Annotated in this window: 26 protein-coding genes, 1 tRNA gene and 1 pseudogene; 18 read left to right on the top strand and 10 right to left on the bottom strand. The window is 67.7% G+C overall.

What is annotated here, in order from left to right; genetic code table 11:
- Positions 1 to 89 precede the first annotated feature (89 nt).
- Entirely contained in the window at positions 90 to 554 is a 465-nt protein-coding gene (locus ACGH7X_RS21025) for a GatB/YqeY domain-containing protein (protein WP_399886945.1), read from the bottom strand.
- Positions 555 to 663: 109 nt separating this feature from the next.
- On the opposite strand from ACGH7X_RS21025, the gene ACGH7X_RS21020 reads away from it, so the two are divergent.
- The 4 genes from ACGH7X_RS21020 (at position 664) to ACGH7X_RS21005 (ending at position 4,550) form a co-directional block, all read left to right on the top strand.
- Entirely contained in the window at positions 664 to 1,593 is a 930-nt protein-coding gene (locus tag ACGH7X_RS21020; protein WP_399886944.1) for a metallophosphoesterase, read from the top strand.
- 216 nt (positions 1,594 to 1,809) lie between these two features.
- A complete protein-coding gene (locus tag ACGH7X_RS21015) occupies positions 1,810 to 2,559 on the top strand; it encodes a Pr6Pr family membrane protein (RefSeq protein ID WP_399886943.1) in 750 nt (249 codons plus the stop codon).
- 67 nt (positions 2,560 to 2,626) lie between these two features.
- Positions 2,627 to 2,700: transfer RNA gene (locus ACGH7X_RS21010), tRNA-Pro, on the top strand.
- Between the two features lie 584 nt (positions 2,701 to 3,284).
- Entirely contained in the window at positions 3,285 to 4,550 is a 1,266-nt protein-coding gene (locus ACGH7X_RS21005) for a DNA sulfur modification protein DndB (protein WP_219688544.1), read from the top strand.
- Between the two features lie 504 nt (positions 4,551 to 5,054).
- On the opposite strand, the gene ACGH7X_RS21000 is transcribed toward ACGH7X_RS21005, so the two are convergent.
- The 3 genes and pseudogenes from ACGH7X_RS21000 to ACGH7X_RS20990 all read right to left on the bottom strand — a co-directional run bounded on the left by ACGH7X_RS21000 (position 5,055) and on the right by ACGH7X_RS20990 (position 6,470).
- Entirely contained in the window at positions 5,055 to 5,546 is a 492-nt protein-coding gene (locus ACGH7X_RS21000; RefSeq protein ID WP_399886942.1) for an ImmA/IrrE family metallo-endopeptidase, read from the bottom strand.
- Between the two features lie 25 nt (positions 5,547 to 5,571).
- A pseudogene (locus ACGH7X_RS20995) lies at positions 5,572 to 5,781 on the bottom strand (helix-turn-helix domain-containing protein); the annotation flags it as partial.
- Positions 5,782 to 5,912: 131 nt separating this feature from the next.
- Positions 5,913 to 6,470, bottom strand: coding sequence for a helix-turn-helix domain-containing protein (locus ACGH7X_RS20990; RefSeq protein WP_399886941.1), 558 nt, complete (start codon positions 6,468 to 6,470; stop codon positions 5,913 to 5,915).
- A 244-nt stretch (positions 6,471 to 6,714) separates the two neighbouring features.
- Between ACGH7X_RS20990 and ACGH7X_RS20985 the strand changes: the two genes are divergently transcribed.
- The 4 genes from ACGH7X_RS20985 (at position 6,715) to ACGH7X_RS20970 (ending at position 11,444) form a co-directional block, all read left to right on the top strand.
- Positions 6,715 to 7,989, top strand: a complete 1,275-nt coding sequence (locus ACGH7X_RS20985; RefSeq protein WP_399886940.1) for a DUF3631 domain-containing protein — start codon at positions 6,715 to 6,717, stop codon at positions 7,987 to 7,989.
- A 210-nt stretch (positions 7,990 to 8,199) separates the two neighbouring features.
- Positions 8,200 to 8,964, top strand: coding sequence for a DUF2637 domain-containing protein (locus ACGH7X_RS20980; RefSeq protein ID WP_399886939.1), 765 nt, complete (start codon positions 8,200 to 8,202; stop codon positions 8,962 to 8,964).
- A 129-nt stretch (positions 8,965 to 9,093) separates the two neighbouring features.
- Positions 9,094 to 9,759, top strand: a complete 666-nt coding sequence (gene mobC, locus ACGH7X_RS20975) for a plasmid mobilization relaxosome protein MobC (RefSeq protein ID WP_399886938.1) — start codon at positions 9,094 to 9,096, stop codon at positions 9,757 to 9,759.
- Entirely contained in the window at positions 9,756 to 11,444 is a 1,689-nt protein-coding gene (locus tag ACGH7X_RS20970; RefSeq protein WP_399886937.1) for a relaxase/mobilization nuclease domain-containing protein, read from the top strand. The genes mobC and ACGH7X_RS20970 overlap by 4 nt, the downstream gene beginning before the upstream one ends.
- Before the next feature lie 30 nt (positions 11,445 to 11,474).
- Here ACGH7X_RS20970 and ACGH7X_RS20965 read toward each other — a convergent pair whose 3' ends face one another.
- The 3 genes from ACGH7X_RS20965 to ACGH7X_RS20955 are packed head-to-tail and all read right to left on the bottom strand — an operon-like array spanning position 11,475 to position 14,000.
- Entirely contained in the window at positions 11,475 to 12,164 is a 690-nt protein-coding gene (locus tag ACGH7X_RS20965) for a WbqC family protein (protein WP_381891579.1), read from the bottom strand.
- A 46-nt stretch (positions 12,165 to 12,210) separates the two neighbouring features.
- Entirely contained in the window at positions 12,211 to 12,879 is a 669-nt protein-coding gene (locus tag ACGH7X_RS20960) for a YdcF family protein (RefSeq protein WP_381955721.1), read from the bottom strand.
- A complete protein-coding gene (locus ACGH7X_RS20955; RefSeq protein ID WP_399886936.1) occupies positions 12,876 to 14,000 on the bottom strand; it encodes a helix-turn-helix domain-containing protein in 1,125 nt (374 codons plus the stop codon). The genes ACGH7X_RS20960 and ACGH7X_RS20955 overlap by 4 nt, the downstream gene beginning before the upstream one ends.
- 154 nt (positions 14,001 to 14,154) lie before the next feature.
- On the opposite strand from ACGH7X_RS20955, the gene ACGH7X_RS20950 reads away from it, so the two are divergent.
- The 5 genes from ACGH7X_RS20950 (at position 14,155) to ACGH7X_RS20930 (ending at position 17,322) form a co-directional block, all read left to right on the top strand.
- Positions 14,155 to 14,583: a hypothetical protein gene (locus ACGH7X_RS20950; protein ID WP_399886935.1), complete on the top strand. Its 429-nt coding sequence runs from the start codon at positions 14,155 to 14,157 to the stop codon at positions 14,581 to 14,583.
- A gap of 8 nt (positions 14,584 to 14,591) precedes the next feature.
- Positions 14,592 to 15,044 carry an ATP-binding protein gene (locus tag ACGH7X_RS20945; RefSeq protein ID WP_399886934.1) on the top strand — a complete coding sequence of 151 codons (453 nt, stop codon included), beginning with the start codon at positions 14,592 to 14,594 and terminating at the stop codon, positions 15,042 to 15,044.
- Between the two features lie 53 nt (positions 15,045 to 15,097).
- Complete coding sequence (locus tag ACGH7X_RS20940; RefSeq protein WP_399886933.1) at positions 15,098 to 16,201, top strand: radical SAM protein; 1,104 nt, start codon at positions 15,098 to 15,100, stop codon at positions 16,199 to 16,201.
- Entirely contained in the window at positions 16,198 to 16,407 is a 210-nt protein-coding gene (locus tag ACGH7X_RS20935; protein ID WP_399886932.1) for a hypothetical protein, read from the top strand. Before ACGH7X_RS20940 ends, ACGH7X_RS20935 begins: the two co-directional genes overlap by 4 nt.
- A 120-nt stretch (positions 16,408 to 16,527) precedes the next feature.
- Positions 16,528 to 17,322: an aminoglycoside phosphotransferase gene (locus ACGH7X_RS20930; protein ID WP_399886931.1), complete on the top strand. Its 795-nt coding sequence runs from the start codon at positions 16,528 to 16,530 to the stop codon at positions 17,320 to 17,322.
- Between the two features lie 22 nt (positions 17,323 to 17,344).
- Here ACGH7X_RS20930 and ACGH7X_RS20925 read toward each other — a convergent pair whose 3' ends face one another.
- Genes ACGH7X_RS20925 through ACGH7X_RS20915 form a run of 3 tightly spaced genes read right to left on the bottom strand, consistent with a single transcriptional unit; the run spans position 17,345 to position 19,233 of the window.
- Positions 17,345 to 17,617, bottom strand: coding sequence for a hypothetical protein (locus ACGH7X_RS20925; RefSeq protein ID WP_399886930.1), 273 nt, complete (start codon positions 17,615 to 17,617; stop codon positions 17,345 to 17,347).
- A gap of 55 nt (positions 17,618 to 17,672) precedes the next feature.
- Entirely contained in the window at positions 17,673 to 18,809 is a 1,137-nt protein-coding gene (locus ACGH7X_RS20920) for an ImmA/IrrE family metallo-endopeptidase (protein ID WP_399886929.1), read from the bottom strand.
- Positions 18,810 to 18,858: 49 nt separating this feature from the next.
- Complete coding sequence (locus ACGH7X_RS20915; RefSeq protein ID WP_399886928.1) at positions 18,859 to 19,233, bottom strand: hypothetical protein; 375 nt, start codon at positions 19,231 to 19,233, stop codon at positions 18,859 to 18,861.
- A 117-nt stretch (positions 19,234 to 19,350) separates the two neighbouring features.
- Between ACGH7X_RS20915 and ACGH7X_RS20910 the strand changes: the two genes are divergently transcribed.
- The 5 genes from ACGH7X_RS20910 to ACGH7X_RS20890 all read left to right on the top strand — a co-directional run bounded on the left by ACGH7X_RS20910 (position 19,351) and on the right by ACGH7X_RS20890 (position 25,741).
- Positions 19,351 to 19,491, top strand: a complete 141-nt coding sequence (locus ACGH7X_RS20910) for a hypothetical protein (protein ID WP_219688541.1) — start codon at positions 19,351 to 19,353, stop codon at positions 19,489 to 19,491.
- A gap of 91 nt (positions 19,492 to 19,582) precedes the next feature.
- A complete protein-coding gene (locus ACGH7X_RS20905) occupies positions 19,583 to 20,587 on the top strand; it encodes a nucleotidyltransferase (protein WP_399886927.1) in 1,005 nt (334 codons plus the stop codon).
- Entirely contained in the window at positions 20,584 to 22,053 is a 1,470-nt protein-coding gene (locus tag ACGH7X_RS20900; RefSeq protein WP_399886926.1) for a ThiF family adenylyltransferase, read from the top strand. Before ACGH7X_RS20905 ends, ACGH7X_RS20900 begins: the two co-directional genes overlap by 4 nt.
- Positions 22,050 to 23,828: an SAVED domain-containing protein gene (locus ACGH7X_RS20895; protein WP_399886925.1), complete on the top strand. Its 1,779-nt coding sequence runs from the start codon at positions 22,050 to 22,052 to the stop codon at positions 23,826 to 23,828. Before ACGH7X_RS20900 ends, ACGH7X_RS20895 begins: the two co-directional genes overlap by 4 nt.
- A gap of 404 nt (positions 23,829 to 24,232) precedes the next feature.
- Positions 24,233 to 25,741: a hypothetical protein gene (locus tag ACGH7X_RS20890; RefSeq protein WP_399886924.1), complete on the top strand. Its 1,509-nt coding sequence runs from the start codon at positions 24,233 to 24,235 to the stop codon at positions 25,739 to 25,741.
- Positions 25,742 to 25,812: the final 71 nt, after the last annotated feature.

The raw sequence follows: 25,812 nt of genomic DNA, 5'->3' as shown, positions 1-25,812 counted from the left end.
CCCGCGTACCAGGCGTAAGGGTGGAGAAAGCGAGGGCACTTTCCGCGGCCGCGGAGAGTGCCCTCGCCCTTTGCTCGCGCCCGTGCGGCTCAGCCGGCCAGGCGCTTCTTGACCGCGGCGGCGACCCGGCCGCCCTCGGCCTGCCCGGCCACCTTCGGGTTCACGATCTTCATCACGGCGCCCATGGCCCGCGGCCCCTCGGCGCCGGACGCCTGCGCCTCCTCGACGGCCTGCGCGACGATCGCGTTCAGCTCGTCGTCGGACAGCTGCTTGGGCAGGTAGGCGGCGAGCACCTCGCCCTCCGCCTTCTCCCGCTCGGCGCTCTCGGTACGACCCCCCTGGGCGAAGGCCTCGGCGGCCTCCCGGCGCTTCTTCGCCTCGCGGGTGATCACCTTCTGCACCTCGTCGTCGGAGAGCTCCCGCTTCTCCTTGCCCGCGACCTCTTCCTTGGTGATCGCGGAGAGCGTCAGCCGGAGGGTCGAGGAGCGGAGCTCGTCGCGCTTCTTGATCGCGGCGTTGAGGTCGTCGTGCAGCTTCGACTTGAGCGTGGTCATGAACCTGATTGTCGCAGGTGCGCGGGGAAGAGCGCCGCCTGATTTCGCGAGCCCCCGGCGCGTCCGGGCACGGTCGGCTTCCCGCCACCACGTCTGACACGATGGACGTATGCGCGCGCGATACGGAGTGCCCCTGGGAATCACGGCGGTTGGCGCCGCCGGTCTGGCCTACGCGACGGGGATCGAACCCCGCTCGTTCCGGCTCCGACGGGTGACGGTCCCCGTCCTGCCGGCCGGAATGCGTCCGCTGCGCGTGCTCCAGGTCTCCGACATCCACATGGTCGGCGGTCAGCGCAAGAAGCAGCGCTGGCTGCGCTCGCTGGCCGGGCTGCGCCCCGACTTCGTGATCAACACCGGCGACAACCTGTCCGACCCGGAGGCCGTCCCCGAGGTCCTGGACGCGCTGGGCCCCCTGATGGAGTTCCCGGGCGCCTACGTCTTCGGCTCCAACGACTACTACGGCCCCAAGTTCCGCAACCCCGGCCGGTACCTGATCGAGAAGGTCCAGGGCCGCCACGGCCTGAACGGCAACGCGCCCGCCGTGGGGGTCGTCCACAACCCGTGGGAGGACATCCGCGACGGCTTCGACGCCGCCGGCTGGCAGAACCTCACGAACACCCGCGGCACGCTCAAGGTCGAGGGCGTGTCGGTCGAGCTGACGGGACTGGACGACCCGCACATCAAGCGGGACCGGTACGCGGAGGTGGCGGGCGGCCCGTCCGGCGCGGCGGACTTCTCGATGGGCGTGGTGCACGCGCCGTACCTGCGCGTCCTGGACTCCTACGCCGCGGACGACTATCCGCTGATCCTGGCCGGCCACACCCATGGCGGCCAGCTGTGCATCCCCTTCTACGGCGCCCTGGTCACCAACTGCGACCTGGACACGGACCGCGTGAAGGGCCTGTCCACGCACACGGCCGAGGGCCGCACGTCCTACCTCCACGTCTCGGCCGGCTGCGGCGCGAGCCGCTTCACACCGGTCCGCTTCGCCTGCCCACCGGAGGCCTCGCTGCTGACGCTGGTGAGCCGCGAGCGCTGACGCCGGCGTCGAGGCCGACGGGGACGGGGGACGGTCGGGCCGGAGGTCGGTCGTGGCCGGGGGACGGTCGTGGCCGGGGGACGATCGGGCCGGGGGACGGTCGTGGCCGGGGGACGATCGGGCCGGGGACGGTCGTGGCCGGGGGACGATCGGGCGGGGTAACCCACACGGCCCACCCACATCGCCCCCTATGTCCGGTCTGTCTAGCGTGAGGCCATGACAGCCCCGATACCCAGGGATCTCCCGGACCTCCCCCCGATCCCGGGCCACGCCGCCCTGCTGCCCACCGTCGTACCCGCGACGGCCGTCGTGACCCCCGTACGCCGCAGGCCGGCCGCCGCGTTCCGCCTCCTCACCGCCGTGCTGGCGCTGACCGGCGTGGCGATCGAGCTGGCCGTGGGCGGTTCGCCCACGACGGTCCTGAGTCACTTCACGATCCAGAGCGGCATCCTGCTGGCGCTGGTCATGCTCGCCTCCGCCCGCTGCGCCTGGTCCGCCCACCACCCCCTGCCGGGCGCCCTCACCGGCGCGGCCCTCTTCTACGTCGCCGCCGCCGGCCTCGTGCACCACGTGCTCCTGGCCAACGCGTCGAGCCCGTTCGCGGTGACGGACGGCGCGGGTGCGGGCTGGCAGACCGCCGCGACCCACGTCCTGCACACCGCGGTGCCGGTGGCCGCGGCCCTGGACTGGCTCCTGCTCACCGCCCCCGGCCACCTGCACCTGCGCCAGGCCCCCGCGTGGCTCCTCTACCCCCTGGCCTACCTGGCCTTCTCCCTGGCCCGCGGCGAGCTGCTCCTCCCCGGCTCCCAGGACCGCTACCTCTACCCCTTCCTCGACGTCGACCAGCACGGTTACAAGGGCGTCCTCGGCAACGCCCTCCTCATCGGCCTCGCCCTCTACGCCCTGGCCGCGCTCCTCGTCGCCCTCGACCACATCCGCCCGAACCCGCTCCGCCGCCCCCGTTAAACCGGATTTCGTCTCCGGCCACCGGTGGGCTAAAGTAAACGACGTCGCCGCGACGAGCGTCGACAATCGGGGTGTGGCGCAGCTTGGTAGCGCGCTTCGTTCGGGACGAAGAGGTCGTGGGTTCAAATCCCGCCACCCCGACAGCTAAAACACCAGGTCAGGGGCTTGATCCGCATCGCGGGTCGGGCCCCTGACTCGTTCCTAGAGATCGTTTGGGAGAAATCTGGGAGAAGATCTTGGTCAGGGTCTCCCCGGGTAGCAGCCGCCCGCTCCTTGATCACCGCGTACCTGCATCTCACCCACGTGTACGTCCGCGAATCGGACGCCGCACCGCCCGGCACCGATCCTGAGATTCGCCCAGACGACTGGGGCGGCACTCGATCATGGGTCGATACCCCCTTGACCCCGCCGGTCCAGTTCGCGGCTGTACCTCCACCCCATCTACGCGTCGACATCTTCGCGCGACTGGAATTCGTCACGGGAGAGCATCCGTGCCGCGACGGCTGGGACGTCGCGGTCGTCGACCGGCGCCGTCTCAGCGGCAAGACGCGACCCAGATTGGTCAGCCACAAGCAACTCCGGTCACCCACTTGCAACTTGAGACCCCGTATCGCCAACTTAGCGATATAAATAAGAAGTTACCTTCGTAGGTAATCTGCTACGCACTACCTTCCAGTGGTTGCTACGCCATCCAAGTGCGTAGCTGATCCCACTGGGGGCCTACCGTGAGCATTGCCGTCGACCCGCTGCGCCTGTCCAAGCCTCAGGACTCCAGCACGTACCTCGCCATCAAGACCCCTCAGGGCGGCCGCACCGTCTACAGCGTGCGCGTCCCCCTGCTCGATCTGCCGACGATCCTGCCCGTCCCTGACCCCAACAACGTCGACAAGGACAATCGCAAGGTCGACCGCCTTCATGCCAAGCATTTCGGCGAGTACCTCGACACCAAGCAGGACTGGGTCGCTCCAGCTCTACTCGCCCGGGACGGCGGTGGATGCACCTTCGAGAAGGTAGACGACCAGGGCGCCGTCGGCTACATCACCGTCCCGTGGGCGATTGGCGGCATCTCTAGTTTGCGGACCATCGACGGCCAACACCGCGTGCTCGGAGTCGCGATCGAAAAGCAGCGCATCACCGATGCCATCTCTGACGTAGATCGCGAAATGGCTCGCAAGGTGAGCCCGGAGAAGGCCGCGAAGCTCGAGGCCGAACGTGACAAGCTCATCGGCCAGATGAACCGCCTCAAGGCTGAGTACGTCGGCCTTGACATCTATGTCGAACCGGACCCAATCAAGTCTCAGCAGATGTTCGTGGACGTTGCCGACAACGCCAAAGGCATCAGCAGCGCCGTCCGCGCTCGTTTCGACAGCTACAAGGTGGCCAACCGCACCCTGTCCGATGTCATCGACCACCCCCTGCTCAAGGGCCGGGTTGACGCCGAGCAAGACCGTATGACGCTCAAGAACCCCAACTTCATGGGCGCCAAGCACGTCGCCGACATCACCCGGTCCGTCATTGCCGGTGCCGGCGGCCGGATCAGCAAGAAGGCCGAGCAGACTCTCACCGACGGCGAGGTGATCGAGCAGGTCAAGGACTTCCTCGACGTCATCTCCAACGCCTTCACCGACCTCGCCTCCCTTACCGAGGACGACCCGGAGGCAGAGCGTCAGCCTGGAGAGCTCACCATGTCCCAGGAGGTTCGCCGGTCCTCGCTCCTCGGGTCGGTGGGCATGCTCCGCGTTCTCGGCGGCGTATTCCGAGAGCTGCGGGCCGGCGAGAATCCTGCCGAACTCGACGACGTCACCGACTTCTTCAGCCGCCTCGACCCGCACATGTCGGCACCGGTCCTGGAGACCAGCATTTGGCTCACCACCGCGGCCAAGGTCGACTTTGAGCCGAACGCTTCGGCACCGATCATGCGAACGCAGAACATCGTCCATCTCGTGAGCGTGATCGCCGACTGGTACAAAAAGGCCCCCACCGCCCTGTAGGACGATGCGTCGGGCCGTGGGCGCCGATTCTGGACGACGGCGCTCATGGTCCCGCATGGGGCAGCGGACGGCCTGGGAGCTCCGTAAGTGGCTATGCCACCGCTATCCGCCTCCTCTGCAACAGCCGACCTCGCAGGCAGACCGGAGGAAGAACCGTGCACGAGCCAGGGCCACGAGCGCGGCCAACTCCCGTGTCATAGCGGTCTTCGCACTGTCGGTGCTCGCATCACCGGCTGGCGCCATCTACAAAGCGATCGCAGGCAGCATCGGCCTCCTGATGACCTCCGTCGTCGCTTGGCGTACCAAGCGACGGCGTGACCACTCCCCATTCCCGCCTTCGCAGGGCATGCTGCCGGGGCTCTGCCGTACTTCCGCCTGGCCGCGCTTCAGGCTCTGTGACGGAAAGCTCGGAACGAACTGGCCTGACTGGCACCCCGCCCGCTCGTACGTCGCCCTGGGGCCTCGTTTCCCTCCAGACCCTCAGGATGGGCCGATGAAGGACTCTCAGCTCGGAAAGAGTTGGAGGGCCACGGGAGCGTCAGCAGCTGCGCTCTCTGTGGAGGCGTCGAGCGACAGCCTTGGACGCGTCATCGTTGCCGTGGCGTAGACCTCGTTGGCGAGCTCGAAGGGCAACCCTGAGCGGGCTACGAGTTCGTCGAACGAGACGCCGGTCTGCTCGCACAAGCGGACTGCCTTCTCAAGCAGCAGCGGTGCTTCACGAGGGCCCAAATCGCAGGGCTCTGGATCGCCATTCTGAGCGAGCAACATCATCGCCCGCTTGTAGGTCGACTCCCGGAACGCGCCGAGTGCATGGGCGCGATAGACGATGGACTTGAGAGATGTCCCCCACCGCCGCTTGAGCGCGTAGAGGGCTTCCCAGTCCAATCGCTGCGGAAGTTCGTCAGCGATCTCAGCGCCAGGCATCAGGAACTCGGCCGCGAAGTCGTGTGCTTGGTTCTCGACGATGCGGCTCCCCGGCTCGGCATCTAGATGCATGATCAGATGTCCAGCCTCATGGGCAGCGGATGATCTCGGCGAGGTGCTCGTCCGAGAAGCGGTAGGCGCGGCCGACGCGGGTGAACGGGATGAGGCGGCGGCGGGCACGGTCCTTGACCCACCAGGCGGAGCAGCCGAGTACGGCCGCGACTTCCTCGGGGACGTAGAGGCGCGGCAGGGCGACCTCGGCGTACGGAGTCGGAACGGAGGCAGGGGGTATTGCGGGTTGGCGCAAGGAGTGAGTCCTCTACAGGTTGACGCGGGCGTGGGCGCGGCAACGCCGACCCGCCGGTCGATCGCTAGGGATGAAGGTGAGATGCCCTGCCTAGGGGTTTGCGGGCCCAGGCTGGGAGGGGGTGCCGGAGGCTATGCCTCGTCGGTGGAGTGGCCGTCGCTGTCACCGGGCGGAGGGCCGTGCATCTTCAGCATGGTCTTGTTGGCCTCCTCCGCGATGGCGCTCTGGACCATGAGGTCGGCTTCCTCGCGGATGTCGGGGTGCTCGGCTAGGTAGGCGTCGAACGCTTCGCGCGCCTGCGTGAAGGCCATGTTGGCCCTCTGGGTCGCGCGGAACGCATCCACAACCTCGTCGATGAGTTCCATGGCGCGGGCCTTGGCAGCCAGTTGCGGTGGTCCGACGAGATTGCGCAGGTCGATGCCGAGGACCTCGGCGAAGCCGATGGCGTCGTCGAGGTTGATGCGGCGCTTCCCGTTTTCGATCCGCCAGACCGCGGACGGGTTCATCTCGAAGCCGGCCTCGTTGAGCCGGTCGGACAGGGCGTTGGTGCTCCAGCCGCGCGCCTCGCGCTCCACCCGGATGCGGGTCGCGACGTTCGCCTCACCGCTGAGCAGGACGCCCTCGGACGGTTCTTCCTCCGCCACCGGCGCCTCCTTCCGTTCGTAGCGATGCACTGCGGTTTGCAGCATAGCCTAAACAGTAGCATCGCTACTGCGAGATGCAAAACACTTCTGCGATTTGCAATTCATGTGGCATAGTGATGGCACCCCCACCCTCAGACCTCAGGCGTCCGCACGCCCGCACACGAAAGAAGCCCCCGGCGATGCCGGGGGCTCAAGCGCAAACCTCTCAACCGCCATCCCTAGCGATCAACCTGCGGAGTCCGGGATTGCCGTCCCATATGGCCCGCAAGCAGAGGAGCTGATGCCCAGTATGACCGATACCCAGCCGAAGACGCCATTCCTTCCCGACGACGCCGCCACGTCGTGGCCCCCAGTCGCCGTGCCCGGCCAACCGTCCGGCGCCACTGCGCCTTCGGCAGAGGAGGACCACGACGCCGCCTCGTCAACACCCCTGCCCGAGGGGGCGCAGATCCTGGACGACCTGCGGGTGCAGATCAAGCGGTACGTGGCGATGCCGAGCGAGGAGGCCGTCACGGCGGTGGCCTTGTGGATCGCCGCGACGCATCTGCAGCGCGCATGGCAGCACGCACCGCGCCTGGCGATCGTCGCGCCGGAGAAGCGGTGCGGTAAGTCCCGCCTCCTGGATGTGGTGACCGAGACCGTGCACAACCGTCTGATCACGGTCAACGCCACCGCAGCGGCGATCTTCCGGTCGATCGACGGGGACGACCCGCCGACCCTCCTGGTCGACGAGGCCGATGCCATGTTCAGCACCACCACGGCCGCGGAGAAGAACGAGGAGGTCCGCGGCCTGATCAACGCCGGACACCAGCGCGGTCGGCCGACCCTGCGGGTATCGGGGCCCGAACACCAGGTGCAGGAGTTCCCCACCTTCGCGATGGCCGCACTGGCCGGGATCGGTGACCTTCCCGACACGATCATGGACAGGGCGGTGGTGATCCGGATGCGGCGCCGCGCGGCGGGCGAGAAGGTGGCGTCATTCCGCACCGGCCGTGACACCCCCGCCCTGAACGCGATCCGCGACCGCCTCCATGCCTGGCTCCAGGCGCTGTACGCGCAGGCGATGGAGATGGAGCCGCCCATGCCGGTCGAGGACCGCGCGGCGGACACCTGGGAGCCGCTGGTCATCATCGCCGACCTCGCAGGAGGCGACTGGCCGGTGCTCGCCCGCGCCGCTTGTCGCGCCATGACCGACTACGAGGCCGGCCAGGACGAGGAGGGCGGTCTGCGCACCCGCCTCCTGGTCGGCATCCGCCGCGCCTTCGCCGCCGTCGGCGACCCGGCCGTGCTGAGCACCAAGCACCTGCTGGAGTCCCTCAATGCGGACAGGGAAGCACCGTGGGCGGAGTACGGCGCCAACGGCCTGACCCCGCGCGGCCTCCAGCTACTCCTGAAGCCCTACGGCATCGGCTCGGCCAACCGCCGCTTCCCCGACGGCACCCAAGCCAAGGGCTTCGCGCGCAACCAATTCCTCGACACCTGGGCCCGCTACTGCCCCGAGCCGAAGGCATCGGACGCGCCCGCCTCGTCAGCCGACGGTCCGCTTCCCGGCACCGCAGCCTGACTCGACTCCACTCGCATCACTCGTCCCCGCGCAGGTCAGCGCGGGGACGAGTGAACAGCCCGCAACGAGTCGAGTCGACATCACCACGCCACCCGTACCTGTGCTGACCAGGCACGCGACGAGTGGTACGAGACATCACGCCCCACGGCGGCCACACCCTGCCTTCCCCTGCGCCGCAGCCGCCACCCCAAGCCATCTGGAGCACCCCGCTTGTTCGTACGTATCGCCGCCATACGCGGCACCGACCTGATCCGCCTCGGCATCGCCCTGCTCGCCGTGTTCGCCTTCGCCCTCTCCTACGACGCCCTGCGCCAGATGGGAGTCGCCATCCACATCCGCGGACTGCTCACCTTCGCCTTCCCGCTCGTCATCGACGGATTCATCGCCGTCGGCGTCGGAGCCCTGCTCATGCTGCGTACCGCACCCTGGTACTCCCGGCTGTACGTGTGGCTGCTCGTCGGTGCGGCCACCATGACGAGCATCTGGGCCAACGCCGTACACGCTGTCCGCCTCAACGAGCAGGCCCGCCCAGGTGATGGCCTCCGCCTCGACAACGTCACCGTCGGCGCCCTGTCCGCCATCGCCCCGCTCGCTCTGGCCGGCGCCGTCCACCTCTACATCGTCGTCCACCACCACCCCGCTGCCCACAGCCCAGCCGATGTGGCGCGGGACTCCGCCGACGTGGCTGCGGACGCCACAGACGTGGCTGAGACCCCTCAGCCCTCAACCGATCCACAGGATCACGAGCCCCGTGAGCTCTCTCCCGACCGGCTCGCCCTCGCGCGCACCGCGCCACTGGGGCGCAAGGGCCGCGCCTCGCGCCGCCACATCGAAGCCACCTTCCGCAGCAGGGAGTTGACCATCGGCAGGACGGAGGCGGACAAGCTCAAGGACACCCTGCAGGCCGAGCTCGACGCAGCCGCCGCCGAGCGGCCACAGGAACTCGAAGCGGTCTCCGCCAGCACTGCTGCTTAACCCCTGCGTACACGCCGGTCGCCCCGCCTCCGGGCTCGCCCCGTGTCCCCCGTGCAGCCAGGCATGGGGGACACGGTGGCCGGCACAGCGATGCACCCGACACCCCAGCACCCCTCGGAGAACCAGCCCATGCACGATCCACACCACAAACTCCCCATCCACCAGCAGGAGACGACCACCGGCCTCAACAGCGCAGCAAGGTATCCCGCTGGACCGTCCAAGGGCCGGCCTCACGGGGAAGCCTCCGCCCCGGGGGTGGCGGAGGCACTCGGGCACCAGGGGGTGCCCGAGCAGGAACAGCCCACCGCCGTCGCCGACAGCACTGCTGCCGTCGAGACGCCATTGCCGCGTGCCGCAGAAGAAGCCGCCTTGCACCGCGTCGCCCAACGTCGCAAGCCCGACCCCAACGGCCGTCGCGAGGGACGAGTCGACGTCCGCTACAGCGAAAAGGAAGAGGCCGACATACGCGCCAAGGCAGCGTCGCTGAACCTCAGCGGCGCCCACTACGTTGCCGCAGCCACTCTGGCCCACGTCCACGGCGACCTCAGCCTGGCCGGCCAGCGCACCCAGCTCGACGATTACATCGACGAGATCAATGCCCTGCGCGAGCAGGTCACCGCCATCGGCCGCAACGTCAACCAGATCGCCAAGAAGCTCAACTCCGGCGGCCATCCACACCCTGGGGACAGCGCCCTCCTCGCCCAGACCGACCGGAGCCTGAATGCCGTGGGTGAAGCCGTGCGCCGCATCGCCACCGCCGCAAACCAGGCCGTCAGCCACAAGGCGGCCCGATGATCGCGAAGATCACCGGAGGCAAGGACACCGCCAACCTGATCCGCTACCTCTACGACACGAAGAAGAAGGGCCACACCGACCCGCACCTGGTCGCCTCCTGGGACGGCTTCGCCCCCGACCCCGGCCGCACCAATGATGTCGATGCCACGAAGCAGGCTCTCGTCGCCGACCTCGACCTGCACGTCAGGCAGGCCGAGCGGCTCGGCCGCGCACCCGAGAAGCACGTGTGGCACTGCTCGATCCGTGCCACCAAGGCCGACCGCCACCTCAGCGACGATGACTGGGCTGACATCGCCCACCGCATCGTCGCCGCCACCGGCATCGCACCCGACGGCGATCCGGACGGCTGCCGCTGGGTCGCCGTCCGCCACGCCCCCGACCACATCCACATCGCCGCCACCACAGTCCGCGCCGACCTGCGCACCGCCCGGCACTGGAACGACTTTCTCACCGCCGACCGCGAACTCGCAGCCGTCGAAAAGGAGTACGGCCTCTTCCAGGTCATACGCGGGGATCGCACAGCCGCGAAACGGCCTACCCGTGCCGAGCAGGAGAAGGCCAAGCGCGCCGGCCAAGCCCGCACCGCCCGCGAACACCTGCGCACCACCGTGCGCACCGCCGTGGCCGCCGCCACCAGCACCGAGGAGTTCGTCCACCTGCTGGAGCACACCGACGGCATCCTCGTGGACATCAAGCACTTCCCGTCCGGTGATGTACGCGGCTACACCGTCGCCCTCGACGGCGACGTCAACGCCCAGCAGGAGCTGATCTGGTACTCCGGCTCCGAACTCTCCCCCGACCTGTCCCTCCTCAAGATCCGCAAGCGTCTAGAAGCCACCGAACCCCAGCACAGCCCCCGTCGGGTGAACCCGTGGCACCAGGCAACCGCCGCCGCGGAGCGCATCCCCCACCACCTCGGTGGCGATGACGATGCAGCCGCTCAGGCCCACCTGGCCGCCTTCGGCGAAGCCCTCGACGCCCTGCCCATGCGCGCACCCCAGGAAATTCGTCCCCAGCTATGGCAGGCAGCCGAGGCGTTCGAGCGCGCCACCCGCTCCCGCGTCCAGGCCGAGCACCAGCACGCCCGCGCCCTGCGTAGCGCCGTACGAGCCATGGTCCGCGAGCCCGCCCCCAAGGACGGCGCGCTGCTGGCGATGCTCCTCGACGCCGCAATCCTCGCCGTCATCGCCGCCGCCCGCTGGCACCAGCTCCGCCGCCACGACCACCAGGTGGCCGCAGCCCAACAGACCCTGATCCACCTGCAGGCCGCTTACGGGCAGACAGCCACCGCACCACTGACTGTCCTCGCCCAGCGCCGGCCACCTCAGCAGACGGTGGAACGGCACATCCTCCTCATCCGACAGGCCATGCCTGTCCACGCCGAGCAGGTGGTCAGGGACCCGGCCTTCGACGCCCTCACCGCCGCCCTCGCGACCGCCGAGAAGGCCGGGCATGATCCGAAGCAGCTGCTGCAGGCCACCGACCAACGGGCACTCAACGACGCCCGAAGCCCCGCACGGGTAGTGACCTGGCGCGTCGAGCGGCTCAGCACCAGGCCAGTTCCGAGCGACCGTGCACGAGTGGCACGGATGCGGAGCGCGGCACGGCGGCAAGGCACATCGGTCAGCCCGGCAGCGGTCGCGCCGGCCTCCCAGCCACAGCCGCCACAGGCACGTCGACGTTGATCACACCCGCTTCCGTACCCGAAGCGGGTATCAGGCCGCGCACCCCAGCGCATCGTGGGCGAACGCGAGAGCCCGAAACCGAGCTCCCACAGCGTCGGGGCCGCGGAAGGCCAACGCCCGCAGAGCACTGACCTGTCGCCCCGAGGCCCACAGACCAGTGGCCGGCGAGAGAAACGGGACGACGGCTACGCCCAGCTCGGTGAAGGGGGCATGGTCCAGGTAGGTCATGCCGCCGGTGCCGCACAGGTACGCGCGTGCGCCGGTGGCGTCGGCCAGGTCGGCCAGCCGCTCGGACCGACCCGTGCGTGCGGGCAGGGCGCTGCTGGTGAAGATCTGCCCCCGCCAGCCGAGCAGTTCGAGCAGGGCGCGAGTCGAGGCCGTGGCGACCGGCGCGACCCTTCCTGTGTCGAACGCATTCCAGACCGGCTGAAGGGCACGGTCAAGTGCGGGCCAGTGAGGACTGGTCCCGTACTGCTGGCGCAGGATCGATGAGGCTCTGCGTCGGGCCGCGGCAGGGTCGGCGATCAGGGTGTCTCTGATAAGGGTGGCGCGCCCGGAGGGGCGGTGAGTGGGGATGGTCAGCCACCGGTTCGGGCCAAGGCCGTCGAGTGTGGCGATGCGGGCGCGGTGCTGGTAGTCGCGGCGGGCGAACTGCACGTCGTCCAGGACGATCCAGTGGTCCGACGCGAACAGCTTGGCCAGCGTGGTCAGCCGGGGCATGAAGTTGGGCTGGTGGATGGCGCACAGGCTGCTCGGGGAGGAGAGTTCAGGAAGCGATGAGGCGGCTGGTGAAGTCGGCGTGGATGAGGGATTCGTACGCAGCATGCACGTCCTCCGGGACCTCCTGCTCGATGGCGAACCCGAGCTTCGGATACTCGATCACCCGCTGGAGGTCGCCGACGAGCATGTCCACCACGAGCTTCTCGTCGCCGATGGACTTGAGGTAGTCGTCGAACTCCAGGGTTTCCGAGGCGCACACCATCTCGACCTCGGGCCACAGCTTGCGGGCGGTGGCGTACGACCGCCGTTCCATGTAGGGCTTGGAGACCAGCAGCACCTTCTCCGGGGTGATGCCGGCGTCGGCCAAGACCTCGCGGGCGAGGGTGATGTTCTGCCCGGTGTTCGCGGCGTGGGGCTCCAGCAGGATCGCTGAGGCGGGGACGTCGAGGTCGATGGCGTGCTCGCGGAAGTGGACCGCTTCGCCGCGTGGGAAGACCTTGGCGGTGGTCGGGCTGTTGCCGCCGGTGAAGACCAGCGTGGGGAAGAGACCCGCGTGGTACAGCTCGGCGGCGCGCGTGGCCACCCCCAGGTCGTGGCTGCCCAGGCCGATCGCCACGTCCGCGGGGTGGGGCTGGTGGTGCATCTGGTGGTAGTCCCAGATCGCCTTGGCCTGGTGCCACTGGTCTTCGGTGATGACCTGCTGGCTGTCACTCATGCGTTCGTCTCCCTGATCACCGTCGGCGGGGCCCCGGGCGGCCCCTCACTGCTGGCCTTGACGCTCTCGATACTGCGCAGTTGGTGCACGAGGCCGTACTGCGCGGCCGTCCGAGCGGCCTGGCCGAGAACGCGTAACCCATCATCGCGGGTCGCCGCGTCGGACAGCAGGATGTGGCCGTGAGCGGTGTCCAGTCGTACGCGTTGCATCGGTGAGTCGCTGCTCCCGCTGCTTCGGGCGATGTCGATGAAGTGCAGGGCTTGGGTGAGGTCCCCGACGCCCCGGAGGGCCAGGGCGAGCTTCTGATGGGCCACCGACCAGTCGTCGGGTTCGGTGAGGTCTTCGAATTCACGGGTCGCGGCCTGCATCACGCGGGTCGCGTAGTCGTGGTTGCCGTCCTTGCTGAGTGCGGTGCCCACCCACAGGCGGGCTCTGGCCCGGTCACGGCGAGAGAGCCGGTCGTCGACGGCGAGCGTTTCGTACGTACGGGCCGACGTCTCCAGGTCACCGGACATCTCCGCGACGACCGCGAGGGACAGATCGAGCTGGGCGACACGGCGGGGAATGTCGAGCTGGGTGAAGATCGAGCGCGCGCCCGCGTAGGAGTGGCGTGCGGACAGTGGTCCGAGCACCGCGCCCTGATCGCGCTTAAGGTCTCCGAGTAACGCGGTGGATCGGGCGTAGAGGTACAGGCCCTTGTCATCGAGTTCGGCGGCCGTGAAACGGTTGAGCCATCGGCCCAGCAGGCTGGCGGCGAAGGTGAAGTTCTGCCGGGACAAGGCGACGACGGCACGGTCCAGGTCGTCGGTCCACGACTCGTACTCCCAGGCTCTGGGCCCGGCAGCCGTCACCCGGCGTCCGGCTGCCACCTGCCCGGGGCCGGCCATCTCCGACAGGAGCGTTTCGAAGCGCAGATGCACGGAGGCATCGGCGCGACCGAGCGCGGTGTCGAGAATGGCCTGCGTGTCGGGGCGGGGCTCGGTCGCGGACCGGAGCTTTTCCCACTTCGAGATGGTCGCGACGGCGAGACCGAGGCGCTCGGCGAACGCCCGCACACTCAGGCGGAGAGCGAGCCGTAGAGCTCTGGCCTCCAGGCCGGTCCAGTGGTGCACGGTCGCCACGCGTCGCTCCCTTCCACCAGCCATGGAAGCAGAAGCGTGCGGCCGGTGGGGCGGAAGTAGAGCGCAAGTGGAACAGCCGGTGATTCCCTGCGCGTTGAGGTAAGGCGACGCTCAAGGGGTCTCTTTTCGCCGAGCCCCTTGGACGGTTACCAGCATGAAACTCCTTACCGAGCACCGCCCGGTCAACGGGCCCGTCGTCTACGGCTTCCTGCGGCTGGCCGGAGTCTCCGCAGCCCGTCAAACGGCGTTACAGGCGTCACTGACGGAGTACTGCCGGATCCATGAGCTGCAGCTCTCAGGCGTCTTCAAGGACAGGCTCGCGACGACCGAACCGAGCTCCACCGCGTTCACCGGCCTGCTGGACGCGTTGGCCCTTCCTGACGTCTACGGCGTCATCGCCCCCGCCCTGTCTCATCTGGGGCCGAAGCACCTCGCCGCCGAACGCACCCGCCTTATCGAGGCCGCCGGCGCCCGCCTGCTGCTGGCCCGCCGCCCCCGCATCGGGCCTGGCCACGTACCTCGTCAGCAGACCGCCCACCGCCGCTTTCCCGCGCCACTCCTCCTCCTGAGCACGGAGTCATGAGGCACCCCATGCCCGAGTCGCTTCAGCAGTTCTTCGAGGCCCGCCGCCAGTCCGTACGCAAAGCACGGGAGTTCGCCACCAGAGCGCTGGACGGCTGGGGCCTGACGAGCCGCACCGAGGACATCCGCCTGTGCGTCTCCGAACTCGCCACGAACGCCGTTCTCCACGGCACCGCCCGCGGGCACGGCTTCCTCGTCCGGCTCGACATCGACGACAACTGCGTACGCCTCGAAGTGCACGACAGCCGTCGCCAGCAGCCCGTCGTTCGCGAGCCGACCGCCACAGACATCTCCGGAAGGGGCCTGACGTTGGTGGCCGCGCTGTCCGACGAGTGGGGAGTGACGGACCGTACGCCGCTCGGGAAGATCATCTGGTCCTGCTTCAAGACCGCGGACAACACCGCACAGTCGATCAGCCCTCCCGTCCCAAACCACGACGACCGCCCTCTGGAGGTCCGATGACCGTAACCGGCACACCGGATCGGGCGGCGCCTGCCGCGTCAAGCACGCGTCTCGTGGCCAGCCCGTTCCTCGCCCAGCACCTCCTTCTTCAGCCAGGCCGAGCGGTCGGTGTGCGCATTCCTGGGATTCGCTACGAGGAGCTGCGCGCCGCGAGCCACGTCGGAGGCCCTCTGCCGGCTTGGCTTGTTGATGCCGCGCGGCAGGCGTGGGGCACCGAGCTGCCTGACGGACCGGTCGGCGATTTCGTCCTCGTACGCGAGCGATCGCCGTACGGGTACGCGAAGGCGTCCTGGGAAATCAACCTCGGCTGCGACTACGACTGCGAGTTCTGCTACCTCGGCGAGAAGCGCTTCGAGGGCCTGGACTGGGCGGGCAAACAGCAGCTCCTGCGGACGATGCGCGACGCGGGCGTGCTCTGGCTGCAGATCACGGGCGGCGAGGCACTGATCGACCGCGAGTTCGGCGCGGCCTACGAGTACGCCCACCAGCTCGGGATGATGGTGCAGGTCTCCTCGAACGGCTCGTCCCTGCGCAAGCCGCCGATCCGCGGGCTGTTCGCACGCCGTCGCCCCTACCGGCTCACCCTCAGCGTCTACGGCGCGACCGCGGGTACGTACAACAAGGTCACCCGCAACCGCGGCGCGTTCGACCGGTTCATCCAGGGCCTGGACGCCGCCCACCAGGACCGGCTGCCGGTCCGGCTGAACGTGATCGTGTCGGAAGACAACGCTCACGAACTCGACGCGATGGTGGCTCTGTGCTCGCGCTACGGCTTCCCGCACCAAGTCTTCACGAACATGTCGCCGACGATCGACGGCGAGGCGAACCCGTTGGCGACGCAGGCCGAGGGCCACATCAAGGCCCGGAGCGTCTTCACCGGCTGCAATGCCGGCCGGACGTTCTTCCACGTCAACCCACACGGCATCGCGTCCATTTGCAAGGTCGGCCGCGACCCGAGCGTGAACCTCGTGACCGAGGGCGTCGCCGCCCTCACCCGGCTCGGCGCCATCGCCGAGTCCCTACAGCTCCGCACCGGTGGATGCTCCGGCTGCACGAAGGTCGGCACCTGCCGAACCTGTCGGCCGCTGGCCAAGCTCTACCAGGAGGCGGGGGACCGACGAGAGCTCTACTGCCAACACGGAGGCTACGGATCATGACGCCACCCACCACCCTCACCTCGCCGGGCGAACCGGTGCTGCTCAGCATCGGCCGACGCCCCGCCGGCGGAGCATCCGGCTCGCTGCCCGTACAACTGCTGGCCACGGCCATCCGCGACGACGAGGTTCAGATCATCGCCGACCTGGACGAGGCCGCCGAGGGCGCCGAGTGCAGCTGCTCGGCCGGCGACGACCAGCCGTACTAGACACACCGCAGGCGGGCGCCGCACCGCTCGCGTACGCGCCCCATGAGTGCCGCCCCGGTCATACCCTGGCTGGGGCGGCACTCCCTTGTCTCCGAGCCCCATGAGGAACCGCGCGTGTCCATGTCTCGCATTCCCTTCGATCAGCTCCCAGCCGACGTCCGCCAGGCTGTCACCGACAAGACCGGCCCCGTGTATCAGGCGGTGACCATGACCGGCGGCATGAACTCCGGTGTCGCCTCCGTCCTGGAGACCGAGAGCGGCAGCGTTTTCGTGAAGGGCATCGCGAGTGATCATCCGCAGGTCGCAGCACAGCGCCGCGAGGCGGAGATCGCCCCCCACCTGCCCACGTCCTGTCCCCGCCTGTACTGGCACCTGGAAGTCGGTGGATGGAGCCTTCTCGGATACGAGGTCCTCAGCGGTCGCCACGCCGACTACAGCCCCGGCTCGGCCGACTTGGAGCTCGTAGAAGCCACGCTCACCGAACTGCAACAGATCACCGCTCCGGCCGACATCGAGATCAAGGACGCGGTGGACCGCTGGGCGGACTACGCTCCGCCCGGAACGCTCCAGCACTTCACCGGCAACACCCTGCTGCACACCGACTTCGCACCGCACAACGTCCTGATCGCCGACGGGCGTGCCCGCCTCATCGACTGGGCGTGGCCAACGCGCGGTGCGGCGTGGATCGATCCAGGCACCTTGGCACTGAGGCTCATGGACGCCGGCCACCCGGCGGAGAACGCGATCGCGTTCGCAGGCCGCTTCCCGTCGTGGCGGAACACCGGTCCGGAGGCGCTGACGGCATTCGGTTCCGCATCTGCGGCGCTGTGGCAGGAGATCGCCGAGGAGGACCCAACGCCCTGGAAGCAGAGGATGGCCAAGCGGGCCGCTGCGTTCAGGCTCGCACTCCTCTGAGAGTCCATGCCCGCCGTCAGATCTACCTCGTCTTGAATTCGATCTTTCCGGTACTCATACGAACGTTCCCACTCGAGTACAGCGTGGGTCGGGCCTCAACGTGGTTGCCGCTGTACTTCTCCACATGCCGGATCTCCACACCGCCTGGAACATTGAAGTCGATCAGGGCAATGGCGACCCAGTAGGACAGGTTGCGACTGTTGAACAAGGGCACCGTCACCGTGGACCCGCGCCCATCCGTGACCACCACCTGAGCGCCATTCGACTTCCGGTCGCTTGCCTTCGCCTGAAGCAAGCAGTTCCTGGCTGCCTGCTTACGCGGTGGGTGGGGTTCAGTGAAACGTCCAGGGCTAGCCCGCGGTGAGATCGCCGGAGAGGCTGATCTCGATGGGGCGCTTCAGCTTGCTGCCGTATTTCCAGTCCAGGACGCCGTCGTGTTGGAGGCGCCCGACGACGATGCCTGGGGCGATGCCAGCCCGGCGGGCGAAGGCTGTGATGTTGGTGAAGGGCATGGGGCGCTGCGCAAGTTGCTTGTAGGCGGCCGCGTGCTCGGGCGGGATGAGGGTTTCCCTGGCGAAGGCGTCTGCCTCGTCCTCGCTGCGGTCTCCGTCGGGGGTCGTGTCGTCGTCACGGCTTGTGTTGTCAATGAAAGTGAGGCGTTTGCCGTGCAGGAGGACATGGCCGAGCTCGTGGAACACGGTGAACCAGAAATGGTCGTCCTTCTTGAACCGGCCGCTGAGGGCGACTCCGACCTTTTCCGGGGTGAGCCATCGGGTGACGCCGGAGACGCGACTGTTGGGGGGCGCGGCAACGAACACCACCGCGACGCCGGCTCGGGCGCACAGGCGCGGGATTTCGGTGCGCCAGACGGCGGGTTCCTTGACGGTCAGGGCTCGCAGCTGGGGAAGTAGCTCAAGCAGGGCCGCGCGGTCGTAGGGTGCGCAGGGGATTTCGCGTGCTCTGAGTTCGGCCTGGCGCAGCCAGACGGCGGTGGCGTAGTCGTCCGGCGTGAGGACGGTGGAACGCCGGAAGGCAGTCCGGTAGCTGCCCCACACGTTCTCTGCAACCTCGGGGTCGGCGACCCCGAAGAACGCCAGCAGATGCTCGAGATTGTCCACCGTGCGCTCTTTGGTCGGCAGGATGCCCCGCCTGACCAACTCTTGCAGGGAGAAACGGTCGAGCCAGTCGAGGCGGTGGCTGAGGGCTTCACGGCTCTGGGTGCGGCTGACATGGGTGCGCCAGGCGGCCTCCATCTGGTTCCACAGCGAAGCCGGGATTCCGACGGCCCGCTCCAGCAGAAGAGCAGTCTCGGGGGTCAAGACAGCGCTGCCCTGAACGATCTGGTTGACGTGCTTGGTCGACAGCCCGGTGCGGCGGGCAAGGTCCGCCTGGGGGATACCAAGGGCGTCGAGCTGTTCTTTCAGGGTGTCGCCCGGAGGCAGGACTTCATCCGGTGCGAACGGGTGCGGGGCGGAGGGCGGAGTCACGTGAGTGCCTCTCGGTCGGCGAGGCTGCGGGGCGGGCCTGGTGGCGGGATCAGGGGCGGTGGATCGCTGCGACGATCACAGCGCGTACGGCGTGCTCGTTGAGGGTGCCGTCGTCGAGGGTGCCGGGCGGGTCGTCGCGCGGGCGGACCACGAGATCGCCGTGATCACCGAGCGACACCAGCAGAGTGAAGCAGTCCCCGTTGGCTGCGGGCCGCAGCCGCGCGGCCGCAACGTGGCGCAGGTCAGCCAGGTGGTGGGCGGCCTCCATCTGGCCAAGACGCCGGAGCAGGGTGGTCGCCCCATCGGGGCCTAAACGGTCCCTGCGGGCAGGGCCGCTGTTGCAGACACGGGCGAGCTCGGCGTCCTCGAAGACGATCTCCACCAGCGACCTCAGAATCCTTTTCCATGTACCTACTGCTTCCATGCTATCCTCCCGATCAAGGTCCACAAGATTTCATGCACCTACTAGGTAAATGAAACTATGAAGCAGGGTGTGGCGTGTGTTCCCGCAGGCCACCGCAGAAGATCGGAAGGACAGCCCATGGCAGGCAAGAGCAGCGCATCCAACGGCAAGCGGGGCCGCAGTGCCATCACGGGCCGGTTCGTGAAGCAGGCCACCGTGAAGCGGCACCCGAAGACAACGACCAACGAGAGCATCGGCAAGGGCGGCAGGAAGAAGTAGGCCGCCAGCCCCTCACGACGGACCTCGCATTGTCAGTGGTGTGAGGCAGGCTCAGCAGACCAATGCAGTCACGACCAGACCGGAGGGCCCGATGGCTTACCTCAAGCAGCAGTTCAAGGACGCGCTGAGCTCCATCGAGCCCGGCGACGACAAGACCAACGCGCCAGAGGCGCATCGCCTCGTCCGTGACGCCCTCAAGGCTGACTCCAAGCTCGCCGAGTACGGCGTCAGCCCGATCCTGATCGGCTCCTACAAGCGCAACGTGTCGATCCGCAGGATCAAGGACGTCGACGTGTTCGTGCGCCTGCCCGATGTTCCGAGCGACGTCACGTCGACGGACATCCTCGACAGGTTCTTCAAGGTCCTGCATGCAGAGTTCGGCACCGACGCCGACGGGCACCGGCGCACCAAGCGTCAGGACCGGAGCCTGCAGGTCTCCTTCCCGGAGTACGACCTCTACGTCGACGCGGTGCCCGCCCGCCCCTACGGCGACGGAACCTGGGAGATCCCCCAGAAGGGCGACGAGAACGAGTGGGTGCGCACCAACCCAGACGGGCTGACGGACCTCTCGAGCACGATGAACTCGGACCACGACGAGTACTACGTACCGACCGTCAAACTGCTTCGCCAGACTCGTCGCGCCCTGCTCGGCACGAAGAAGCCCGGCGGATTCTTCATTGAAATGGCCGCCTACCAGGCGTTCGACTCAGGCGCAGTCTCGGGCAACGACCAGGCGGAGTACTACGTCTCCGCTCTCCGGGAGGTCAGCAAGATCATAGAAAACTTCGTGACCTACGGCATCGCGGTGACCGACCCGACCCTGCCCGGACACACCATCCACATCCGGGCGACCGACGATGAACTGGACACCGCGCGTACGCGGTTCAACGACGCCGCGACGTCCGCAGAAGCTGCGCTCGCCGAGGAGGACGCGGGCAAGGCCGCGCTGGCGTTCCGGAAACTGCTGGGAAAGAACGGCGATGGAGATACGGTCTTCCCGATGCCCCCCGGCTTCAACGAGGACGGCAGCAAGAAGGCATCCGCGATCTCGCCCGGTGCCCGCGTCGTTCCTGCCGGCAAGAGGACCTTCGGGTGACCTCTGTCAGCTTCGACGAGTACGTCGCCTACGCGCGGCTGCACTTCGAGGAGGGCCTGATCCGCGCTGGGTTCCACGAGGTGGAAGCAGGGTGGGAAGGGCCTGTCCCGCACTTGGCGGGCACGCCCCGTGTAGTGATCGACCTGCCGCCCCGCTTCCCGTTTCGACCGCCGCGGGTGGTGCCGGTCGATCACGACGCGGTGCCCTGGTCCTGGCACCGTGACTCGGACGGCGCGCTGTGCCTGGTTGCTGAAGAAGATCACGACGGGTTGTGGTGGATGGAGGCACCGGCGTTCCTCGAACACGTCACAGCATGGTTCGAGCACGCGGACACCGGATGGACGGACGATCGGCCCGACCTCGACCTCGACCGGTACTTCCATCAGTCCGCGGACCGGCGCCTCTACCTCTACGACGACCTCGGGCAGTACCTCAACCGCTCCGTCCGCTTCAGCCCGGCCAGCAACGCCACGATGCGGATCAGACACGGCATCCGTCCCAGGAAGGCCCTCAAGCACAGCAAGGACCGCTTTGGGTTCGTGGCAGATCTCGGCGAGGTCGACGTGCCGCCGCGAACCTGGGCAGACATCTGTGCGCGGCTCGGCTCGAACGCGGATCTGGAGCGCAGAATTCGCCAGCAGTCGGTCGCGGTCGTCGTGCTGGTTTACCGACGAGGCACCCACGAGGGCGCGCTCGTGCTGGACGTAACGCCCACGAAGGAGGGCGGCACGGCCGTCACACGTCTACGCTCGGGCGCAGACACCGAGGCCGCCCGGTCCGCTCGCGCAGGCGTCCTCGCTACCGAACTGTGTGAATCCAAGGTTGCCGTGGTCGGTGTCGGCGCTTTGGGCTCGTTCATCGCCGACATGCTGGTGCGCTCCGGTGTCCGTCACCTCACTCTCATCGACGATGATGTGGTCATGCCGGGAAACCTCGTCCGCCACCTCGTCGGCCCCGACGCAGTCGGACTGCCGAAAGCCGAAGCGGTCAAGCGACACCTCGTCAGGCACAACGAGGCGCCGGCCGCAGGCATCGACACCATTAATAGCGCCCTTACCTCGGGTGCCGACGCGGTCGACCATTTGCGGAACCACGACCTCGTCGTGAACGCCACCGCCGACTTCGCCACCACCGCGCTCCTGCATGTAAGCGCCCTGACACTGGGCACACGGGTCCTGTCCGCGGCGCTTCAAAACGACGGCAGGACCTATCGCATCGACGTACTGCCACCGATCGACGCCGCAGCACCGCTGCCGCCTTCGACGACCAGAGCCGGCACCGAGGCGCCGCAACTGTTCGAAGCAGGCTGCGGAAGCCCGATCTCCCCAACGCCGCCCCACGCGGTGATCGAGGCAGCAGCGGCAACCGTCCGCCACGCCGTCGGACTCCTCGTGGATCGCCCCCTCCATCCTGCAGGGGAAACGCGCCACCTCCACTCCGCGCCACAAGGGAGCCACCACCAGTGACCCGGCCGGCACCACGGATCGAGCTGCGCCAAGCGGCATACGAGGTCATCGCGTCCGCGACCGCGCAGCAGCTGCCGCGGGAAACGGGTGGCATCCTCCTCGGCTATCAGGAAGACGCCAACGTCGTTGTCACCCATGCCCTCGTGGTCGACGGACAAGGAGCGTCCACCCACAGGTACGTGCGCGATGACGTCAAGGCGAACACTCTGCTCGCAGAGTTCCTGGCCCAGCGAGCGGACGACGATCCAACCGGCTACGTCGGCGAGTGGCACAGCCATCCCGCACCGTCCGGACCGAGCCCGACGGACCTTGCCGCGATGCGGGCAATGGCCCGGGAGTACGACGGCCCGATCGCGCTCCTCGTTTACGCTCCCGGCGGGACGGACCCCTTCTCCGGACTGATCACCCGGCGCCAACGATGGGGACGCGTCACCGGCAAGGCAGCAACGGTCCTTCCGCCACCACAGAGATTCAAGGAGCTGGGGCCACTGCCCAAGGGCGCAGTCCGGCCTGACGGTGCGGTGTTCATCTCCTACCGGCAGTCTGACGGGTCCCCGCAGGCCGAGTCGATTGAGAATCTACTCAGGGCGGCCGGTCTCGTCGTGTGGAGAGACCATACCGACCTGCGCGCGGGCACAACGACCGATCGTCTCGAACAAGCCCTGACCCAAGGGCTTTCAGCAGCCGTGCTCGTCGTGACACCGGACGTCGTCCACAGCGACATCGTCCGAGAACGTGAGCTGCCTCGGCTACTGCAACTGGACGAGGACCCCGCCTTCAGTCTGTGCATCGCGAACAAGACCGCCAGAGCGGGAAGCGATACACGGTGCGACTACGGCGCACCGGACCGTCTCCTAAGACTCGCTCCCTCCAGGACCCTCGCCGACAAGAAGCAAAGCAACATGCTCCAGGCGTCCGGCGAGAGCGAGATAGTGCGCGACCTGCTGATGCACCGAGTCGAACAACGCAAGCCCGCCATTCACAGCCAGAACCGCGCCTTCACGATCCGAGTCCAGACCCGCCCCGCGCCCTTCGCCATGGACGCGGGCGAGGACGACCTGCACATCCGCATCAGGGCCGCCAGCGACGGGCGTCTGCCGCTGCGAGAGGGACTTCAGCTCCTGCAGACCACACTGCCCTTGACCAGCGACGCCGTCTATGCCGCCAGCGCGCAAACCGTACGCATCTTTGGCGGAGCTCACCTGTCGGTAGCCCTGGCCTTGGGGGCCGCCCTGCCCGAGACCAAGATCGGCAATGTCGAGGTGGTCGACACCCGCGGCGCTCAGTGGACGTCTGCAGAAAGTGGTGACGACCCACTGATCAGCGAACTTCATACGCAACCAGTTGACCTCGAACAAGCGCAGACACCCGACAGCCACGACCGCGTCGCGATCTTCCTCAGCCTGACTGCCAGTCCAGATCAGACCGCATTCGAGCAGCTCCTGCACGAGTCCAGCGACGGCTTCGCCGCGGCCGCCGTGATCTCCGTCGCCGGCGAAGACCGACTCGACCCGCGCGAGGCCGCACGCCTCAGCACGGCTGCCGCGCAACAGATCAAAGCTCTTGCCGCACACAGCGGCCGTGCGGAGGTGCATCTCGCTTTCCACGGCCCCTACACGATGGCTCTACTCGTAGGGCGATACCTCAACACACTGCGCACCGTCGTCTACGAGTGGGACGGTGCGACCCCTGGGAGGCCCCGCTACACCCCAGCTCTCGTGCTTGAGCCAGGTGTCAGCGGCGGACCGATTACCGAAATTCTGCTCGCCCAATAGGCGTGGGGACGCACAAGCGGTGTGCCAGCCGGTCTTGCTCTGCCTGGCTGAAGTTGTAGGAGTGCACCACGGGATGTTGCTGAGCCAGGCGGTGATCCAGTCGAACTGGGCGACAGGGCGGCGAACGCAGCGGGTCTGCCGGCCTGAGTCACAAGCCAGGACGTGAAAAGTCTTCGTCAGACCGAGTCATCGGATGGATCCACCACGCCGGCGGCCTCAGCGGAAGTCTGCCTGCCGCACCCACATTGGGACGTACCCGCCGAAGACGCCACTTGCCTGTCAGTGCTGAGCCATATCGTCGTTTCTCTGCACTCCGACGATTGATACAGATTGAGGACGGACACCGCCATGCTGGCCGATCATATCGAGGGTGCCCGATGATTCCCCGTGGACCGGACTGCACGGTGACCACCCTGATCGAGCTGCAAGGCGGCAGGCCGCAATGGGACAAAGCAATGCGGCGGATACGGGAGCTGGGCTGGACGTGCCACGAGCTCAGCCCGAAAGAGCGACGCACGGTCCTCCGGGCGTTCGACTCAGATGTCAATTTCAGCGATTTCTGGTGGTTGGAAGTGCCGATCATGGGCTCCACCTGGCGTGCCGACCGCGAAGCAGCTTGGCAGATCACGGAGTTGAGCCGGTCGGTACAGACTGTGATTTACGGTCGGTTGTTCCGGCGTGAGGAGATCGATCGGGTCCTTGAGCCCGAGTGGCAGGTGCACTCGGCAGATCACGATCCCGAAGGCACCGTCACGCCGGGCTTCCGTCGGCATTGGCGAACAGCCACGCGCTGGTGCGCGGCGCACACCGGGCTGCTCGACGTCCGCGTGCGCATCCATGCGAACAAGGACGCCGCCCGACACCTGGCCCGGCATCTGCGCACGGACGGGCCCCGAGCGGACCTCGACGTGCGGCCGCTCGACGGACGGGGGCATACCGGGACTATCCGTCATGGAGAGGACGCCCTCAACAGGGCTGTGGCGCTCTTCGGCGGGCCACTGCTCGCCATGTCCCTCTTCTTGTCAACAGCTCAGCACTTGATACCCATTGCGGCCGCCGCGTGCTGGTTCCTCGCTGTCGTCTGTGCCGTCCCAGCCTGGTGGACGGCTTTCGCCGTGCCCCTGGCTCGCTCTCGGCTCCAGTGTCTAGTTATCTGCATCATCGCAACCCTCGTAGTGGCCGTCTACACGCTAGGCATCCCTGGACTCTTCGACGGCGTGGACTCCCGGTCCACCTGGGCGACGGCAGCAATCGGCTTCTACGTGACTGGTCTGATCCTGCTGGGGCGCCGCTGGCGATGGCAGATACTGGCCGCGACGGCGCTTCCCCTACTCGCCACACTGCTCGTGGCGGCGCTGCCCCTCACCGGCAGGATCCTGCAGGACGGCTATGCGGACGAGCTGTCTCTGTCACCGGAAGAGACGGCTGTCAGCGGGGCGTACCAACTCATCTCGGCGGTGAAACTGCTGTGGCCCACCCTTGCGGCGATCCTGTTCATAGCAGCCGTTTGGGGCGTCCTGCGCTACTTTCACTTCATACGGCCGCGGAGCGTCTCCGCTGGCACGCTGGCCGCACTCTTCCTAGCCCTTGGCTTGCTCACAGCCGCCGAGTGGACCTTCGCGTCACCGCAGCATGCGGCCGACAAGCTGAAACGAGCAGCAACTCATCACACCAAGGCCCCACCATATTTCGGTATTTCAGCGGACTGGGTCTGCGTCCGTCCTACAGTCTCGGTTCACACCCTGAACGAGCAGGGCGGCACGCTTGTACCAAGCACCCCCTACCTTTCGTTCGGCGTCGCCGAAGGCAACGTGGTCCTGTGGAACGCTGCCGCCGACCGCCCACTACGTGTTCCGGCTGGACAGGTGAAGCTGCTTCCCGCCGGGAACCCTGGGCTCTCGTGCATCACATGACTGGACAACACAGCCGAGAGAGAGAACCGAGCAAATTTACTTGCGCTACGCAGCTCGGAACCACGGCTTCG

It is taken from the genome of Streptomyces sp. BBFR51, assembly GCF_044591655.1.
In the GTDB taxonomy this organism is placed as follows: Bacteria; Actinomycetota; Actinomycetes; order Streptomycetales; family Streptomycetaceae; genus Streptomyces.
This window is presented reverse-complemented; position numbering and strand designations above follow the sequence as displayed.

Coding starts and splice junctions, on each gene's coding strand:
- ACGH7X_RS21015 (WP_399886943.1), top strand. CDS start 1,810: ATGACAGCCCCGATACCCAGGGATCTCCCGGACCTCCCCCCGATCCCG.
- ACGH7X_RS21025 (WP_399886945.1), bottom strand. CDS start 554: ATGACCACGCTCAAGTCGAAGCTGCACGACGACCTCAACGCCGCGATC.
- ACGH7X_RS20960 (WP_381955721.1), bottom strand. CDS start 12,879: ATGAGTGACAGCCAGCAGGTCATCACCGAAGACCAGTGGCACCAGGCC.
- ACGH7X_RS21020 (WP_399886944.1), top strand. CDS start 664: ATGCGCGCGCGATACGGAGTGCCCCTGGGAATCACGGCGGTTGGCGCC.
- ACGH7X_RS20965 (WP_381891579.1), bottom strand. CDS start 12,164: ATGCCCCGGCTGACCACGCTGGCCAAGCTGTTCGCGTCGGACCACTGG.
- ACGH7X_RS20945 (WP_399886934.1), top strand. CDS start 14,592: ATGCCCGAGTCGCTTCAGCAGTTCTTCGAGGCCCGCCGCCAGTCCGTA.
- ACGH7X_RS20910 (WP_219688541.1), top strand. CDS start 19,351: ATGGCAGGCAAGAGCAGCGCATCCAACGGCAAGCGGGGCCGCAGTGCC.
- ACGH7X_RS20915 (WP_399886928.1), bottom strand. CDS start 19,233: ATGGAAGCAGTAGGTACATGGAAAAGGATTCTGAGGTCGCTGGTGGAG.
- mobC (WP_399886938.1), top strand. CDS start 9,094: ATGCACGATCCACACCACAAACTCCCCATCCACCAGCAGGAGACGACC.
- ACGH7X_RS20990 (WP_399886941.1), bottom strand. CDS start 6,470: ATGCTGCAAACCGCAGTGCATCGCTACGAACGGAAGGAGGCGCCGGTG.
- ACGH7X_RS20950 (WP_399886935.1), top strand. CDS start 14,155: ATGAAACTCCTTACCGAGCACCGCCCGGTCAACGGGCCCGTCGTCTAC.
- ACGH7X_RS20985 (WP_399886940.1), top strand. CDS start 6,715: ATGACCGATACCCAGCCGAAGACGCCATTCCTTCCCGACGACGCCGCC.
- ACGH7X_RS20905 (WP_399886927.1), top strand. CDS start 19,583: ATGGCTTACCTCAAGCAGCAGTTCAAGGACGCGCTGAGCTCCATCGAG.
- ACGH7X_RS20970 (WP_399886937.1), top strand. CDS start 9,756: ATGATCGCGAAGATCACCGGAGGCAAGGACACCGCCAACCTGATCCGC.
- ACGH7X_RS20930 (WP_399886931.1), top strand. CDS start 16,528: ATGTCTCGCATTCCCTTCGATCAGCTCCCAGCCGACGTCCGCCAGGCT.
- ACGH7X_RS20935 (WP_399886932.1), top strand. CDS start 16,198: ATGACGCCACCCACCACCCTCACCTCGCCGGGCGAACCGGTGCTGCTC.
- ACGH7X_RS21000 (WP_399886942.1), bottom strand. CDS start 5,546: ATGCATCTAGATGCCGAGCCGGGGAGCCGCATCGTCGAGAACCAAGCA.